The organism is Leisingera sp. SA32, from assembly GCF_056033425.1.
The window spans coordinates 1-15,593 of the sequence record NZ_JBVYHB010000031.1 but is presented as its reverse complement, the minus strand read 5'-3'; the positions used below and the strand labels follow the sequence as shown (position 1 = coordinate 15,593).

The following is a 15,593-nucleotide window of genomic DNA, read 5'->3' as shown; positions in this document are numbered from 1 at the left end:
CGCGTTGCGCTGACGCCGGACTCGGCGCGGCAGTTGCAGAAGCTGGGCTACACTTGCGCGATTGAGAGCGGGGCCGGGGCGGCGGCGGGGTTTTCGGATGCCGCCTACGCCGAGGCAGGCGTCGAGATCGTCAAGACCGCCGCGCAGCTTTGGAAAACCGCGGATATCATCGCCAAGGTGCGCCAGCCGAACGAGACCGAGCTGAAACGGCTGACCAAGGGCAAGACGCTGATTTCCTTCTTCAACCCCGCAGGCAACGACGCGGGCATGGAGGCCGCGAAGGCGAAGGGCGCCAATGTCATCGCGATGGAAATGGTGCCGCGGATCTCCCGCGCCCAGAAGATGGATGCGCTGTCCTCCATGGCCAATATCGCGGGCTACCGCGCCGTCATTGAGGCGGGCAACAACTTCGGCCGCTTCTTCACCGGCCAGATCACCGCCGCAGGCAAGGTGCCGCCCGCCAAGGTGCTGGTGGTCGGCGCCGGTGTGGCGGGGCTGGCCGCGATCGGCACCTCCACGTCCCTGGGCGCGGTCACCTATGCCTTTGACGTGCGGCCCGAAGTGGCCGAGCAGGTGGAATCGATGGGCGCCGAATTCGTCTATCTCGATTTCGAGGAAGAGCAGCAGGACGGCGCCGCCACCGGCGGCTATGCATCTGTATCCTCGCCGGAATTCCGCGAAGCGCAGCTGGCCAAGTTCCGCGAGCTGGCGCCCGAGATGGACATCGTCATCACCACCGCGCTGATCCCCAACCGCGAAGCGCCCGAGCTGTGGACCGAGGACATGGTCGCGGCGATGAAGCCGGGCTCGGTGATCGTCGACCTCGCGGCGGAGAAGGGCGGCAACTGCAAGCTGACCGTTGCGGATGAGAAGATCGTCACCGACAATGGCGTCACCATCATCGGCTACACCGATTTCCCCAGCCGGATGGCGGCGCAGGCCTCGACGCTTTATGCCACCAACATCCGCCACATGATGACCGACCTGACCCCCGAGAAGGACGGCCAGATCAATCATGACATGGAGGATGACGTGATCCGCGGCGCCACCGTGGCCTTTGCGGGCGAGATCACCTTCCCGCCGCCGCCGCCCAAGGTGCAGGCGATCGCCGCCAAGCCCAAGGAGGCCGTGCCGGAGCCGACGCCGGAGGAGAAACGCGCCGCCGAAGTGGCCGCCTTCAAGGCGCAGACCAAGAGCCAGGTCACCCTGCTGGCGGGCGGGGGCGCGCTGTTGCTGCTGGTGGGGCTGTTTGCGCCCGCGAGCTTCATGCAGCATTTCATCGTCTTTGCGCTGGCCTGTTTCGTGGGCTTCCAGGTGATCTGGGGGGTGGCGCACAGCTTGCACACGCCTTTGATGGCGGTCACCAACGCGATCTCCTCGATCATCATCCTGGGCGCCCTGATGCAGATCGGATCCGGCAGCTGGCTGGTGATTCTGCTCGCAGCGCTCAGCGTGTTCATGGCCGGAATCAACATCTTCGGCGGCTTCCTCGTCACCCGGCGCATGCTCGCCATGTTCCAGAAATCCTAAGGAGGCCGAACAGATGGATTACGGTTTCACCACCGCCGCCTATGTCGTTGCGGCTGTTCTTTTCATCCTGTCGCTTGGCGGCCTGTCGAACCAGGAAAGCGCCAAACGCGCGGTGTGGTACGGCATCGCGGGCATGGCGCTGGCGGTCTTTGCCACGCTGATCGGGCCGGGCTCCGGCCTGTGGCTGCTGTCGGTCCTGCTGATCGCGGGCGGCGGCATCATCGGCACTTATGTTGCGAAAAAGGTGCAGATGACCGAGATGCCGCAGCTGGTGGCGGCGATGCATTCGCTGGTCGGTCTGGCGGCGGTCTTTGTCGGCTTCATCGCCCATTTCGAGATCGGCAATGTGGCCGCGGCCGTGGCGGCGGGCAGCACCGAAGACCTCGGCACTTTCGCCAAGCTGATTGCCAAGAAAACCCCGGCCGAGATCGGGTTTCTGCGGGTTGAGCTGTACCTGGGCATCTTCATCGGCGCGATCACCTTTACCGGCTCGGTGATTGCCTTTGGCAAGCTGGCGGGCAAGGTCACCTCCGCCGCGACCAAGCTGCCGGGCGGTCACGCGCTGAACGCCGGTGCCGCGGCGCTGTCGTTCATCTGCCTGATCTGGTACTTCAATTCGGGCGGCTTCCTGCCGCTGTTCGTGATGACGCTGGCGGCCCTGTTCATCGGCTACCACCTGATCATGGGCATCGGCGGCGCCGACATGCCGGTGGTGGTCTCGATGCTGAACAGTTACTCCGGCTGGGCGGCGGCGGCGATTGGCTTCTCCTTGGGCAATGACCTGCTGATCGTGGTCGGCGCGCTGGTGGGTTCTTCGGGCGCGATCCTCAGCTACATCATGTGCAAGGCGATGAACCGCTCGTTTGTCAGCGTGATCCTCGGCGGCTTTGGCGGCAGCACCGGGCCTGCGATGGAGGTCGAGGGCGAGCAGATCGCGATCGATGCCGAGGGCGTGGCGCAGGCGCTGGAGGAGGCCGATTCGGTCATCATCATCCCCGGCTACGGCATGGCGGTGGCGCAGGCGCAGCAGAACGTCGCCGAGCTGACCCGCCGCCTGCGCGCCAAGGGCAAAGAGGTGCGCTTTGCCATCCACCCGGTGGCGGGCCGTCTGCCGGGTCACATGAACGTGCTGCTGGCCGAGGCCAAGGTGCCCTACGACATCGTGCTGGAGATGGACGAGATCAACGACGACTTCCCGCAGACCGATGTGGCGATTGTCATTGGCTCCAACGACATCGTGAACCCGGCGGCGCAGGAGGATCCGAACTCCCCCATCGCGGGCATGCCGGTGCTGGAGTGCTGGAAGGCGAAACAGGTGTTCGTCTCCAAGCGCGGCCAGGGCACCGGCTACTCCGGCATCGAGAACCCGCTGTTCTTCAAGGACAACACCCGCATGTTCTACGGCGACGCCAAGCAAAGCCTCGACACGCTGCTGACTTCCGTCAGCTGACCAATTCTCAAGACAAAGGATCAGGACATGGACACCAACCCCAAGCGTGCAAACGCCATGGACGCCTATTGGATGCCCTTCACCGCCAACCGGCATTTCAAGCAGAACCCGCGCATGATCGCCGGCGCAAAGGGCATGTATTACACCACCACCGAGGGCAAGCAGGTGATGGATGGCACCGCCGGCCTCTGGTGTGTCAACGCAGGCCACGCCGCGCCGCGCATCACCGAGGCGGTGACGAACCAGATGACCGAGCTGGACTATGCGCCGGCCTTTCAGATGGGCCACCCCAAGGCGTTTGAGTTGGCCAACCGGCTGGCCGAACTGGCGCCGGGCGATCTGAATCACGTGTTCTTCACCAACTCCGGCTCCGAATCGGTGGAAACCGCGCTGAAGATCGCGCTGGCCTACCACAAGGCCAAGGGGCAGGCGGGTCGCACCCGTCTGATCGGCCGCGAGAAGGGCTATCACGGGGTGAACTTCGGCGGCATCGCTGTCGGCGGTATCGTCAACAACCGTCGTCATTTCGGCAGCCTGCTGACCGGCGTCGACCACCTGCGCCACACCCATGACCCCGAGCGCAATCCTTACAGCCAGGGCGAGGCAGAACATGGCGTCGAGCTGGCCGAGGATCTGGTCCGGCTGATCGATCTGCACGGGGCGGAAACCATTGCCGCAGTGATCGTCGAGCCGATGGCGGGCTCTGCCGGGGTGATCCTGCCGCCCAAGGGCTATCTGAAACGCCTGCGCGAGATCACCCGCCAGCATGGCATCCTGTTGATCTTTGACGAGGTGATCACCGCCTATGGTCGTTTGGGCCGGGCCTTTGGCGCTGATTACTACGGTGTCGAGCCGGACATGATCACCACCGCCAAGGGGTTGACCAACGGGGTCATCCCGATGGGCGCGGTGATGATCAGCAGCGAGATCCACGATGCCTTCATGACCGGCCCGGACCATATGATCGAGCTGTTCCACGGCTATACCTACTCGGGCAACCCGGTGGCCTGTGCCGCAGCACTTGCCGCCCTCGACACCTACCGCGAGGAGGAGCTGTTCGAACGCGCCGCCGCGCTGGAGGGCTATTGGGCCGAGGCAATGTTCAGCCTCAAGGGTCTGCCGCATGTAAAGGACATCCGCTGCGCGGGTCTGGTTGGTGCGGTGGAGCTGGAGCCGGTGCCGGATATGCCGACCAAGCGCGCCTTGGACGTCTACCTGCGGGCCTGGGACAAGGGGGCGCATCTGCGCACCACCGGCGACATCATCGCCATGTCGCCGCCGCTCATCATCGAGAAATCCGAAATCGACACGCTGATCGGCATCCTCGCCGAATCGCTCAGCGCGTGACCTGACCGCTGCCGCCCGCCAGTCCGGGTGGCAGCCGCCACTAGGGAGAGACAAAATGAAAGATGTGCTAAGCAACGCCCGCATCAACGGCAGCCGCCTGTGGGATTCGCTGATGGAAATGGCTCTGGTTGGCCCCGGCCTGCGCGGTGGCTGCAACCGCCAGACGCTGACCGACGCCGACAAGGAAGGCCGCGACCTGTTCAAACGCTGGTGCGAAGAGGCCGGCATGACGGTGGGCGTCGACAGCATGGGCAACATGTTTGCCCGCCTCGAAGGCGCCGAGCCGGATCTGGATCCGGTGATGATGGGCAGCCACCTGGACACCCAGCCCACGGGCGGCAAATACGACGGTGTGCTGGGCGTGCTGGCGGGCCTTGAGGTCGTGCGCTCGATCCGCGATCAGGGAATCACCCCGCGCCGCCCCATCGTGGTGGTGAACTGGACCAACGAGGAAGGCACACGTTTTGCGCCTGCCATGCTGTCCTCGGGCGTCTTTGCCGGTGTGCACACCCAGGACTGGGCCTACGCGCGCGAGGATGCGGAGGGCAAGAAATTCGGCGAAGAACTGGCCCGCATCGGCTATGTCGGTGACGAGCCGGTCGGCAGCCGCAAGATGCACGCCATGTTCGAGCTGCACATCGAGCAGGGTCCGATTCTGGAGGCCGAGGGCAAGGACATCGGCGTTGTCACCCACGGTCAGGGCCTGAACTGGTTGCAGGTGACGCTGACGGGCCAGGAGGCGCATACCGGCTCCACCCCGATGCCGATGCGCCGCAATGCGGGGCTGGGCGCGGCGCGGATCACCGATCTGGTGCATGAAATCGCGATGAGCCATCAGCCGGACGCCGTCGGCGCGGTGGGGCACTGCGATTACTACCCCAACAGCCGCAACATCGTGCCGGGCAAGGTGGTCTTCACCATCGACTTCCGCTCGCCCAGCTTCGACACGCAAGAAGACATGGAGCGCCGTCTGCGCGAGGGGGCTGCCAGAATCGCCGAGGAGCTGGAACTGGGCCTGGAAATCGAGCAGGTCGGCCACTTCGATCCGGTCACCTTCGACGAGACATGCGTCTCGGCTGTGCGGCGCGCGGCGGAAAATCTGGGCTACTCGCACCGCAACATCATCTCGGGCGCGGGGCATGACGCCTGCTGGATCAACAAGGTGGCGCCGACCGCCATGGTGATGTGCCCCTGCGTCGATGGACTCAGCCATAACGAGGACGAGGAAATCAGCCGCGAATGGGCCGCTGCGGGCACCGATGTGCTGTTGCATGCCGTGCTGGAAACTGCAGAAATCGTGGAGTGAAGACAATGACGAGCAGAACCGTAATCAAGGGCGGCACCATCGTCGCCGCCGACCGCAGCTATGCCGCCGATGTGGCGATCGAGGAGGGCAAGATCGTGCAGATCGGCACGAACCTCAGCGGCGACAAGGTGCTGGACGCCGAGGGGTGCTATGTCATGCCCGGCGGCATCGACCCCCATGTGCATCTGGAAATGCCCTTCATGGGCACCCATTCGGCAGATGATTTTGAATCCGGCACCCGTGCGGGCCTCGCGGGCGGCACCACCATGGTGGTGGATTTCTGCCTGCCCAGCCCCGGCCAGTCGATGCTGGAGGCGCTGGAGGCCTGGCAGGCCAAGTCGAAACGCGCCTGCGCCGATTACTCCTTCCACATGGCGGTGACCTGGTGGAGCGAGCAGGTCTTCAACGAGATGCAGCAGGTCGTCGACCTCGGCATCAACTCCTTCAAGCACTTCATGGCCTACAAGGGCGCGCTGATGGTGGAGGATGACGAGCTGTTTGACAGCTTCCGCCGCTGTGCGGCCCTTGGCGCGCTGCCGATGGTGCATGCGGAAAACGGCGACGTGGTCGCCACCATGCAGCAGAAACTGCTGGCCGACGGCATCCGCGGCCCCGAAGGCCACGGCCTGTCGCGCCCGCCCGAGGTCGAAGGCGAAGCCACCAACCGGGCCATCATGATCGCCGACATGGCAGGTGTTCCGCTCTATGTTGTGCACACCTCCTGCGAGCAGGCGCATGAGGCGATCCGCCGGGCGCGCCAGAAAGGCATGCGTGTCTTTGGCGAGCCGCTGATCCAGCATCTGGTCCTGGACGACAGCGAATACCGCAACCCCAACTGGGACCACGCCGCGCAGCGGGTGATGTCGCCGCCGTTCCGCGACAAATCCCACCAGGACAGCCTCTGGGCCGGCCTTCAGGCGGGATCGTTGCAGGTTGTGGCCACCGACCACTGCGCCTTCTCGGTGGAGCAGAAACGCTTCGGTATCGACGATTTTACCAAGATCCCCAACGGCACCGGCGGCTTGGAAGACCGGATGCCGGTGCTGTGGACCGAAGGCGTCAACACCGGCCGCCTGACGCCGAATGAATTTGTCGCCGTCACCTCCACCAATATCGCCAAGATCCTCAACATCTACCCGCAGAAGGGGGCGATCGTGGAAGGCTCCGATGCCGATCTGGTGGTCTGGGATCCCACGAAATCCAAGGTGATCTCGCCCGAGACCCAGCAGTCGGTGGTGGAATACAACGTATTTTCCGGCCGCGAGGTCACCGGCCTGCCGCGCTACACGCTCAGCCGGGGCGAGGTCGCGGTGGACGACGGCACCGTCTGCGCGACCCCGGGCCACGGCCGCTTCGTCGAACGCGCCCCCTTCCCAGAGGTGAACAAGGCGCTGTCGAAGTGGAAAGAGCTGACCGCGCCACGCCAGGTCCAACGCTCGGCGGAAAACATGCCCGCCTGCGTCTGATCGACATTCCCCGGTGCAAGCCGGGGAATTTTCACATCGCGGACCCCGCAAACTCTCCGGGGCCGCAACAAGCCAAAATAACAGGGAGAACTGATAATGGCTGACATAACAAGCGGATACACAGCACCGGGCGCCCAATCGGCGCAGCAGGTTGATCTGGCTGGGATCGACCAGGAGCTGTACAACGAAGACCAGCTGCCCACCACCGCCGAGCAGCGCACTTGGGATTGGCTGGCAATCGCCGCCCTCTGGGTTGGCATGGTGGTCTGCATCCCGACCTACCTGCTGGCCTCCTACCTGATCGGCTCGGGGATGAGCTGGGATCAGGCGGTGCTGACCATTCTTGCGGCCAACGCCATCGTGCTGATCCCGATGGTGCTGGTGGGCCATGCGGGCACCAAATACGGCATCCCCTTCCCGGTGCTGCTGCGCTCCTCCTTTGGCCCCACGGGCGCCAAGATCCCGGCCGTTGCGCGCGGCATCGTCGCCTGTGGCTGGTTCGGCATCCAGACGTGGGTCGGTGGCTCGGCGATCTTCGTGATCCTCAACACCCTGACCGGCGGCGCGCTGGCGGGTGAGCCGCTGGCGATTCTCGGCATCAGCGCGGGCGAGTTCATCTGCTTCCTCGCCTTCTGGGGGCTGCATCTCTACTTCATCAAGAACGGCACGGAATCGATCCGCTGGCTGGAAACCTATGCCGCGCCCTTCCTGCTGGCGATGGGTCTGGCACTGCTGGGCTGGGCCTATGTCAACGCCGGTGGCTTTGGCGAAATGCTGTCGACCCCCAGCGCCTTTGACCCCGGCCAGCCGCAGGAAGGCCAGTTCTGGTCCGTGTTCTGGCCGAGCCTCACCGGCATGATCGGCTTCTGGGCAACCCTGGCGCTGAACATTCCCGACTTCACCCGTCACGCCCGCAGCCAGAAAGACCAGCTGCTGGGCCAGCTGGTGGGTCTGCCGATCCCGATGGCGCTGTTTGCCTTCATCGCCTCTGCCGTGACCTCGGCCACCGTGGTGATCTTTGGCGAGGCGATCTGGGATCCGATCCAGCTGTCCGAGAAGATGGGCGGCCTGTCGGTGATCATCGCGCTGTTCGCGCTGATCGTGGCAACGCTGACCACCAACCTCGCGGCCAATGTGGTGGCGCCGGCGCACGGCTTTGCCAACCTCGCGCCCAGCAAGATCAACCTCAAGCGCGGCGGCTACATCACCGCGGGCATCGGCATCGCCATGTTCCCCTGGGTGCTGGTCAACCACATCGTCGGCTGGCTGATCGCCTATTCGGCGCTGCTGGGGCCGATCGCGGGTGTGATGCTGGCGGACTACTACCTGCTGCGCAAGACCAAGCTGGAGGTGGCTGAGCTGTTCAAGCTGAACGGCATCTACTCCGGCAAGAACGGCACCAACTGGGCCGGTGTCTGGGCGCTGGTGATCGGCATCCTGCCGAACCTGCCGGGCTTCCTGGCCGGTGTCGGCATCACCGCAGGCACCTCGGACTTCTTCGCGACGATCTATACCTACGCCTGGTTCGTGGGCCTGTTCGTGGCTGGCGCCGCCTATCTGGTGCTGTCGAAGATCCTGAACAAGTAACATCACCACCGGGGCGGCTTCGGCTGCCCCGGTCCTTGCGTCAGGGCAGGGCCAAGCCTTTGCCGACACAGGCTTATTCACGTACGAAAACAACCGACGACACATCCGTGTCCGGTTGCTTTTTCATTTTGAATGAAGGGTGGGAAGGGGCACATAGTTTTGCCTCTGAGCGTCAAAATTTCCTTTTGAATTCAGCGACCCGAAATCTCGATGCTGAACTGAAGCTGCCTTTTTCGTCAGATAGGGTTGCCTCTCGGAAGATATGAAAAAAGCCGACACAGTGGTCGGCTTTCTCAAGGCTCGTCGTGTCAGAAGGTCTTGGGGATGGAATGCACGGGCTGCGGCCCCATCAGGCAGCAGGACCCAGCGGCGTTCCTGACCTTATATCTAGCTCACATCGCGACGGCGAAAGATGATCCGGTTCTCGCCGTTGAAGATGAGTGGTTCGACGCCGTTTTTGTAAAGCTCGCGGCAGAGATTGGCGGTATCGCGTCGCAGCTCGTGAGCAAGATCGGCAGCCGAGATGTAGTGTCCGCCGAACGCTGCGACGGAGGCCTCATCGACCACCCGCCAGCGTTCGGAGGACCTTTTGGCCTTCGGAGCAGCACTCAAGTAGCCTGCGTTCACCAGGTTGCGGATTGTTGCGGTATCGACCCCTAGCTTACCGGCAGCTTCCGACATGCTGATCGCACCAGCTGAGCTCTGGCCTATGGCCGTTTTTGCCCGCTCGACAGATATCAGGAAATCGTTGAACCTTAGGTCTGCGCCCGCAGCACAGCGTAGCGGAATGTCATGTTCGAAAATCAGGTTCAGGAGTTCGAGGGTCGAGCATTGGCACGCGGGCGTGGCCGCAATGAGGGAAACCTCATCACTGGCCGATTCCAAATCGGGGCGTGTTTGGCGATACAAGCGACCAAGAAACGCGTCGAGATCCTCCCTTCGGAAATACGGCGCGTTTCGGGCCATCTCTCCTGCCTTCTTGATGAGCCCTTCCACGACGAACGTGCGCAGCAGGTGGATGTCCAGCCCGAGATAGTCTGCCGCATCGAACCCGCGTAGCACGCCGTTGGTTTCATTGGCGAGCTTTTGCAGCGTCTCCCGTGACGGGTAGCGATGATAGGTGATGGCACCGGATTTTCCCGATTTCGAGATGTCGCCACGCTCCAGAAGCTTATGGCGCAGCATCCGTTCGTCGATGCCGTAGGCCTTCGCGCCTTTTCGAAGGGAATACACCTGTTGCCTGTCGCACCGTATCCGCAGGACTGTGCTACCGACGAGCACGGGATAGGTCCGCAAGATGTAGTCGAAGACCATCTGACGGATGTCATCGAATGCGGCATCATCCTCACGCTGTGATAGCCAGGTCAGGAAAGAACCTGCAATCGCACCGTAGGTGTGACAGCCAGGGCCTGCCTTTAAGCGAAGCTCTTCAAGCACTGCGACCATCTGATCAGGTCCGTTGCATAGGACGTCGTATCCGGCTGCACCGGCCTCAAGCCATTGTCGTTCGGTCGTTTCAGCTCGACTGGCTTTGGGGCCTCGCGTCAGCAAAAGGCCGAAATTTTCGCAAAGCTGTGCCGCGACATGGAATTCCAGCGTGTCGAGCCAACGGCCCGCAGACGCGCCATCCAATCGGCCAAGGAGGTAGCGCTCCAGAGATCGCGCTTCTTCGGCAACGATCTGAATGTCGTCTATGTCCATGTTGTCGACCATCCGCGCGAAATCATAGCTGTGCTTGTGATGCGAGGGAGGCGGGACCTCGATCAACATGCAAGAATGCCGGGCGCAGGTTCGGATTGAAGTGAGTTGCCATGCCCCGAGATGAAACGGGCCATGGGCACCATACTCTGAAAGAGCTTCAGCGGCACATTTCGGGCATCCTCTGATCGTGCTTCGGCTGTAGGCCGTGAACCTCGGCGCTTCTGCCCCCAGCTGATAATTCGTCTTCGACGGGGCGTGGGGCGTCCAGGTGCGGAGTTTGGTGTGATCGCACCCGGCGAGTGCGGCAACCCGCTCGATCTCCACCGGGTCGCCGACCTTCAGAGCGCGATAGGAAATGCTCATGTCGGCGCAGAAAGACTGAAGACTGGCAGTCCCGTTCTTCCGCGCGATGCGGGACGCAAGCGATGTCGCGCTTTCACCGGGTACCGGGGTGACGTTGAGCGGAAGCGGCTTGAGGGGTGACAACATCATGTGCGGTTCTCCCGAGAAAACACCTGGCGGGCGTCGATGCGCATGAAGTCCGGCACGACAAACGGGTTGAACTCGGCATCGCAGGAGGTCCGCCGATGGTAGGCCCTGATGAAATTGCGCTGGTTCAGCGTCTTCTGGCCCTGCAGATAAGCGTCCTCGATGGCGTCGAGGATCAGGACGATGGCGATGCCGAATTGGTTTGCCGCAGCATGGACCACGCGTTCGCCGTGGGATAATTCCAGAACGTCATCCTCTGGTTCGAGCTGCGCCAGTTCACAGTAGTTCTCGAGCAGATCGAGGATATCATCACCATATGCGGCGGGGGGTAGGCTCTCGAAGCGAACGGTCCTCATGCGTCGAGCGAGCTGGTGGTCGTGGTTGAGGATGTCTTCCAGCTCGTTTGTGCCCGAAAGAATGATCCCGACCGGCCATTCCGGGTCCGTCATCAGGGTCTTCAGCATGGATGTGACTGAATCCAGCTCGTGCTTGGTGCCCCGCGACGCAAGATCCTGCGCCTCGTCGAGATGCACGAACAGGACGCGCCGCTCCTTGAGGTGATGTTGGACCAGGTCCCAGATGTACCAGGCATGGCGATCGGCACCGATGGGGTAGCCGAGCGCCCGAAGCAGCATCTGCCCGACGAATTTCAGCGTTGCGGGCGATGGTACCCGCAAGCTGATGATGGTTGAATCTCCGTATCCCTGATCGGCCAGCCTCTGCCTTTCTTGGGCAAGAAGATGTGTGATTGCCGCGCTTTTTCCGGCCCCGGAGTGCCCGGACAGGGCAAGCCCTTGTGCCTCGCTGATACGGTCGGTCTGGATGTCTACGAGCCTTTTCTCGGCGAGGATGGAGAACCCTTCTGCCAGTGGAACAAAGCGCTCGTGATCGACGAAATACGCCTTCAGTTCAGCGACCCGTTGTGCCGCATGGGTGATCAGATCATTTCCCATCATTAAACCCCCAGCGTTTGCGGTTCTTGCGTCTCGTTCGACGCTCGGAGATCGGCCCGTTATCGTCGCTGTTCGGCTTCCGAGATGTGTCCGTTGGCGGAGTAATGGAGATTGCGTCATTGAGCAGGTCGTTGCTCGGCGGCATGAATCCCAACCGCTGCTCATCAGAGCGGAGCGGATAGTGCAGTGCCGAATCTGCACGGGCGACTTCCACGTCGGTCACATGGAAAGGTGTCAGGGCGCGCAGCGCGAATGCGCGGCGGTTCGCGTCCGATATCCGCGCGATTGCCCGCTGGACCTTGGGCGCATCCAACTTCGCAGCACGCGCATGTGCGTGACGAACGGCCCGGATGCCCTCGCGCAGCTCATCGAAGCTCACGCCCTCAAAGCCGGGTTGATTGGCGAGCGCCGGATACCAAGTGGCTCCGACCTTGACGGCGATCCACCCGATGTCCTGCAGATCGACCCTGATTTCCACCTCCCGTATGGGGGAGTGCAGATAGGCTTCCCGCAGCGCCTCGCAGCTATAGCTAAGCCCCGAGAACAGTACGCCCTCGTCGTTGAGCTTCCGGGGCATCGGCCTGCCGAATGCCTTCCTGAGGGTCAAACCATCCGGCACCGGGGGCGTCCCGTGTTCAGCCACCAGCCGCTTCCAAGCTGCATTCGGAGTTTCCCCCTTCAGCGAGCCGTGTGGCTGGTTGTGATAGATATCAACGATATAGGTCAGCAGGACCTTGATCAGATCGTCGTCGCAAAGACAGGCGAGCATTTCTGAAGGATTGTCGCCGCGATCAATGGTGTCGAAGAAGGTTCGACCTGCCAAGAGCGGCATGAGCTGATGCCCGAGAGTGCGGAAGAAGGACTCGATGTGGCCCCGCATCCAGGGAATTCCAGCGGGCGGCAAGTGCGACGTGACCCCAAGCGACGCCACCGTTGCCTGGAAGGCATCCGAGACGAAGGCAGGCCCCATGTCGGTCACAATTGTTCCGATTCCACCATGATGATGCCATGTGCTTTCGCATTCGGCCGCCTGGGCCAGCGGGGTCTTGTCCTCGAAAATCTGCCGCAGCGCGCGGATCGCATCATCCGAGTTCGGATTGTCGGCCAGTCGCATCGACACGACACACTTCGTGGCGCAGTCGATCGCAAGATACATCCAGCGCCGCCCTGTCTCGAATTTCTTCTGCCGATCCGGCGGCAGGTGCTCCCAGATGCCGGTCAGCGTCAGCAACGACATGACGTCTAATTTGTTTTCATCCATCTCGACCCGCTCCATGGGGCGCACGACATCGGGACCGTTGCTGCTCATGGCAAAATGTCTAGCGGCAGCTGCAGCACCATTCCGCTTGGCGTAGAGGTAGAACGGATCAGCCATGTCTAGGCGACGTCGAATACTTGCGGCCGATGGAACGACCATAATAGGTACCCCGGCGTCGGCACGTTTTCGGTTCTCCTCATCGAAAAGCGCCTGGGTTTGCTTAATAGCTTGGACCTTGGTTGGGCGCTGCGTGTCGGCGTAGATCTCGATGACCTGATTCATCAGAGCTTCAGATCGCGGGCACCAAATCCGCGTCCGGTTCCCGGAACGATAAGTCTCGGGGATCAGGGCAAGTGGTGAGCAACTCGCAGATTGATAAGCACGCACCCATTGAAACGCAGTTCGGCTACCCGGAAGGTTGCGTACGGTGACGTCTTTGCCTGGTCTAGCCTTCTTGGCTGCTGCGGCGCCTTCGCCGACAAGCCGCTGCGTTTCTGCGGCTAGTCGTGGGCGCGCGCTGTCATAGCTGTCTTGGGTGCGCTTGATTTGATCTTTTGCCTCTAAAGTCAGGAAAGCATCGCAGACCGCTTTCCGCCAAATCACCAGTCTGCCGATCTGTTCCGGCAGTTCACTGATCACTTCGACTGGCTTGTTTAGCCGCATCTCCTGCGTAGCCCGGTCGAAGTAGCCGGCAAAATACGTTGTATCCGGTCGTCGCATCATCTCGGCGAGCTCTTGGTGGGAAAAAGCCTCCGTTATCCCCGGCTGACCAACACGCTCGAAGGTGCCTCCGATGTCATTGATCTCAATGGGACGCATGGCGACCCCTGCCGTGGTGATCATGTCAGAGCTTGAGAAGCGAAAACGCAGGGTCATGCCGCCACCTCCACCAGAGAGGGGCGCGACCAGGCGAGCTTTCGAGCCGCTTCAGCGGCAGCCTGTCGGTCAATGTGCTGGTCCGTGACGAGCAGCACGCGATCCGCGAACGATTTGGTTACTGCCGCCGAGACCGCTTCGAGCTCGGAAGCAAAGTTTAGCGTCAGTACACGCGGCATGGGTTTGATGGCTACGGCAATGCGCTCCCCGTCCGTTTTCGTGACCAAGAAATCGAAGACATGTCGCGCGGGGCGGCCGTCAGTGTCGACATAGGATATCGCCGGAGGCTGTTCGCGTATGTGGTGCACGTCGTCGTGTACCAACATCAGGCAGAGGAAGGCGTATTCGAGCGCACTCTCGAAGTGGATGAGGCGCGGGCGCTGGAAGCCAGGCAGCATGGCTGGTGTGCCCCCATCGGGTGGTCCAGTTTGAATGTTAGTGCATAGTCGGCCTTTGGTCTATCGGGACAATGCTCTTGGGCGCTGGCGGCCGGTATCCTAAGGCGCTGTGGGGCCTGACCGTATTGTAGTGACGCCGCCAGCGTTCGATCAGGATCTGGGCCTCGCGTAACGTGGTGAAGACCTCGCCGTTGAGCAGCTCATCCCGGAAACGGGCATTGAAGCTCTCGCAGTAGCCGTTCTCCCATGGTGAGCCGGGGGTGATGAATGCGGCTTTCGCACCGACGGCATCGATCCAGGCACGCACCTTCTTGGCAATAAATTCTGCACCATTATCCGACCTTATGTATTCCGGCGGGCCGCGTAGGATGAACAAATCCGTCAATGCGTCGACCACATCCGTTGAATTGAGCCTGCGTTTGACCCGGATCACCAGCGCCTCCTTCGTGAACTCATCGATGATATTCAGCGTGCGGAAGATCCGCCCGTCGTGGGTTCGGTCCTGAACAAAGTCATAGGACCAGACATGGTTCGGGCGCTCCGGCCGCAGCCGGACGCAGGAACCATCATTCAGCCAAAGTCGGCCTTTCTTGGGTTGCTTTTGCGGGACTTTAAGCCCCTCCTGCCGCCAGATCCGTTCAACGCGCTTGTGATTTACATGCCAGCCGCTGTTGTTCAGCAGCCCAGTGATCATGCGATATCCATAGCGGCCAAACTCTTCGGCCAACGCGGTGATGTCCTCGGTCAGCCGGGCTTCGTCCGGTAGACCACAGGGCACCTTGCGCTGCGTAGAGCGATGCTGACCTAATGTGCGGCAAACCCTGCGCTCCGATACGCTGAGGGTTTGCTGCACATGGTTGATGCACTGCCTGCGGCGGGAAGGGCTTAGAAGTTTCCCCGTGCGGCCTCGGCCAGGATCATCTTGTCCAGTGTCAGATCCGACACGGCTCGTCTGAGCCGGGTATTCTCAGCTTCCAGCTCTTTCAGCCGCTTGAGCTGATCGCGGCTCATGCCGCCATACTCCTTGCGCCATCGATAGTAGGTCTGAACCGTCACTCCGATCTGCCGCACGGCCTCCTGAACTGATTTGCCTTGCCCTTGCAGCACTTCAACTTGTCGCAGCTTCAGCACGATATCTTCGGGCTTCTCTCGCTTGCCGGCCATCTCGTCGTCCTCCTGAAAACGGGATAATTCTATCCCAAAAGGTGGACCACTTCAGTGGGGGCGTTCCA

At 62.0% G+C, this 15,593-nt stretch carries 11 protein-coding genes; 6 read left to right on the top strand and 5 right to left on the bottom strand.

Features of this window, described 5'->3' with window-relative positions; translation table 11 throughout:
- From AC0IPL_RS21870 to AC0IPL_RS21845, 6 genes are all read left to right on the top strand, one after another.
- A partial coding sequence (locus AC0IPL_RS21870; RefSeq protein WP_474273841.1) for a Re/Si-specific NAD(P)(+) transhydrogenase subunit alpha occupies window positions 1-1,530 on the top strand: 1,530 nt, incomplete at its 5' end.
- A 13-nt stretch (window positions 1,531-1,543) separates the two neighbouring features.
- Window positions 1,544-2,980: an NAD(P)(+) transhydrogenase (Re/Si-specific) subunit beta gene (locus AC0IPL_RS21865; protein WP_474277392.1), complete on the top strand. Its 1,437-nt coding sequence runs from the start codon at window positions 1,544-1,546 to the stop codon at window positions 2,978-2,980.
- Between the two features lie 27 nt (window positions 2,981-3,007).
- A complete protein-coding gene (gene aptA / locus AC0IPL_RS21860; protein WP_474277389.1) occupies window positions 3,008-4,327 on the top strand; it encodes an omega-aminotransferase AptA in 1,320 nt (439 codons plus the stop codon).
- A gap of 55 nt (window positions 4,328-4,382) precedes the next feature.
- Complete coding sequence (locus AC0IPL_RS21855) at window positions 4,383-5,633, top strand: Zn-dependent hydrolase (RefSeq protein WP_474277386.1); 1,251 nt, start codon at window positions 4,383-4,385, stop codon at window positions 5,631-5,633.
- A gap of 5 nt (window positions 5,634-5,638) precedes the next feature.
- The gene (hydA, locus tag AC0IPL_RS21850) at window positions 5,639-7,099 is read left to right on the top strand and encodes a dihydropyrimidinase (RefSeq protein WP_474277383.1); all 1,461 of its coding nucleotides are present in this window, start codon (window positions 5,639-5,641) and stop codon (window positions 7,097-7,099) included.
- Between the two features lie 96 nt (window positions 7,100-7,195).
- Window positions 7,196-8,686, top strand: coding sequence for an NCS1 family nucleobase:cation symporter-1 (locus AC0IPL_RS21845; protein WP_474277380.1), 1,491 nt, complete (start codon window positions 7,196-7,198; stop codon window positions 8,684-8,686).
- 387 nt (window positions 8,687-9,073) lie between these two features.
- Here AC0IPL_RS21845 and AC0IPL_RS21840 read toward each other — a convergent pair whose 3' ends face one another.
- The 5 genes from AC0IPL_RS21840 to AC0IPL_RS21820 form a co-directional block, all read right to left on the bottom strand.
- Window positions 9,074-10,879 carry a TniQ family protein gene (locus tag AC0IPL_RS21840; protein WP_474277377.1) on the bottom strand — a complete coding sequence of 602 codons (1,806 nt, stop codon included), beginning with the start codon at window positions 10,877-10,879 and terminating at the stop codon, window positions 9,074-9,076.
- Window positions 10,876-11,829 (bottom strand): ATP-binding protein, encoded by a 954-nt coding sequence (locus AC0IPL_RS21835; RefSeq protein WP_474277374.1) that lies wholly within the window; start codon window positions 11,827-11,829, stop codon window positions 10,876-10,878. The genes AC0IPL_RS21840 and AC0IPL_RS21835 overlap by 4 nt, the downstream gene beginning before the upstream one ends.
- Window positions 11,819-13,963 (bottom strand): hypothetical protein, encoded by a 2,145-nt coding sequence (locus tag AC0IPL_RS21830; protein ID WP_474277371.1) that lies wholly within the window; start codon window positions 13,961-13,963, stop codon window positions 11,819-11,821. Before AC0IPL_RS21830 ends, AC0IPL_RS21835 begins: the two co-directional genes overlap by 11 nt.
- Entirely contained in the window at window positions 13,960-14,361 is a 402-nt protein-coding gene (locus AC0IPL_RS21825) for a Tn7 transposase TnsA N-terminal domain-containing protein (protein WP_474277368.1), read from the bottom strand. Before AC0IPL_RS21825 ends, AC0IPL_RS21830 begins: the two co-directional genes overlap by 4 nt.
- Window positions 14,362-14,398: 37 nt before the next feature.
- A protein-coding gene (locus tag AC0IPL_RS21820) for an IS3 family transposase (RefSeq protein WP_474275345.1) occupies window positions 14,399-15,525 on the bottom strand; the annotation gives its coding sequence in 2 pieces (ribosomal slippage) (window positions 14,399-15,261 and window positions 15,261-15,525; 1,128 coding nt in all).
- Window positions 15,526-15,593 lie beyond the last annotated feature (68 nt).

Excerpts from the sequence above, each read along its gene's own strand:
- AC0IPL_RS21865 (WP_474277392.1), top strand. The coding sequence starts at position 1,544 with ATGGATTACGGTTTCACCACCGCCGCCTATGTCGTTGCGGCTGTTCTT.
- aptA (WP_474277389.1), top strand. The coding sequence starts at position 3,008 with ATGGACACCAACCCCAAGCGTGCAAACGCCATGGACGCCTATTGGATG.
- AC0IPL_RS21855 (WP_474277386.1), top strand. The coding sequence starts at position 4,383 with ATGAAAGATGTGCTAAGCAACGCCCGCATCAACGGCAGCCGCCTGTGG.
- hydA (WP_474277383.1), top strand. The coding sequence starts at position 5,639 with ATGACGAGCAGAACCGTAATCAAGGGCGGCACCATCGTCGCCGCCGAC.
- AC0IPL_RS21845 (WP_474277380.1), top strand. The coding sequence starts at position 7,196 with ATGGCTGACATAACAAGCGGATACACAGCACCGGGCGCCCAATCGGCG.
- AC0IPL_RS21840 (WP_474277377.1), bottom strand. The coding sequence starts at position 10,879 with ATGATGTTGTCACCCCTCAAGCCGCTTCCGCTCAACGTCACCCCGGTA.
- AC0IPL_RS21835 (WP_474277374.1), bottom strand. The coding sequence starts at position 11,829 with ATGGGAAATGATCTGATCACCCATGCGGCACAACGGGTCGCTGAACTG.
- AC0IPL_RS21830 (WP_474277371.1), bottom strand. The coding sequence starts at position 13,963 with ATGACCCTGCGTTTTCGCTTCTCAAGCTCTGACATGATCACCACGGCA.
- AC0IPL_RS21825 (WP_474277368.1), bottom strand. The coding sequence starts at position 14,361 with ATGCTGCCTGGCTTCCAGCGCCCGCGCCTCATCCACTTCGAGAGTGCG.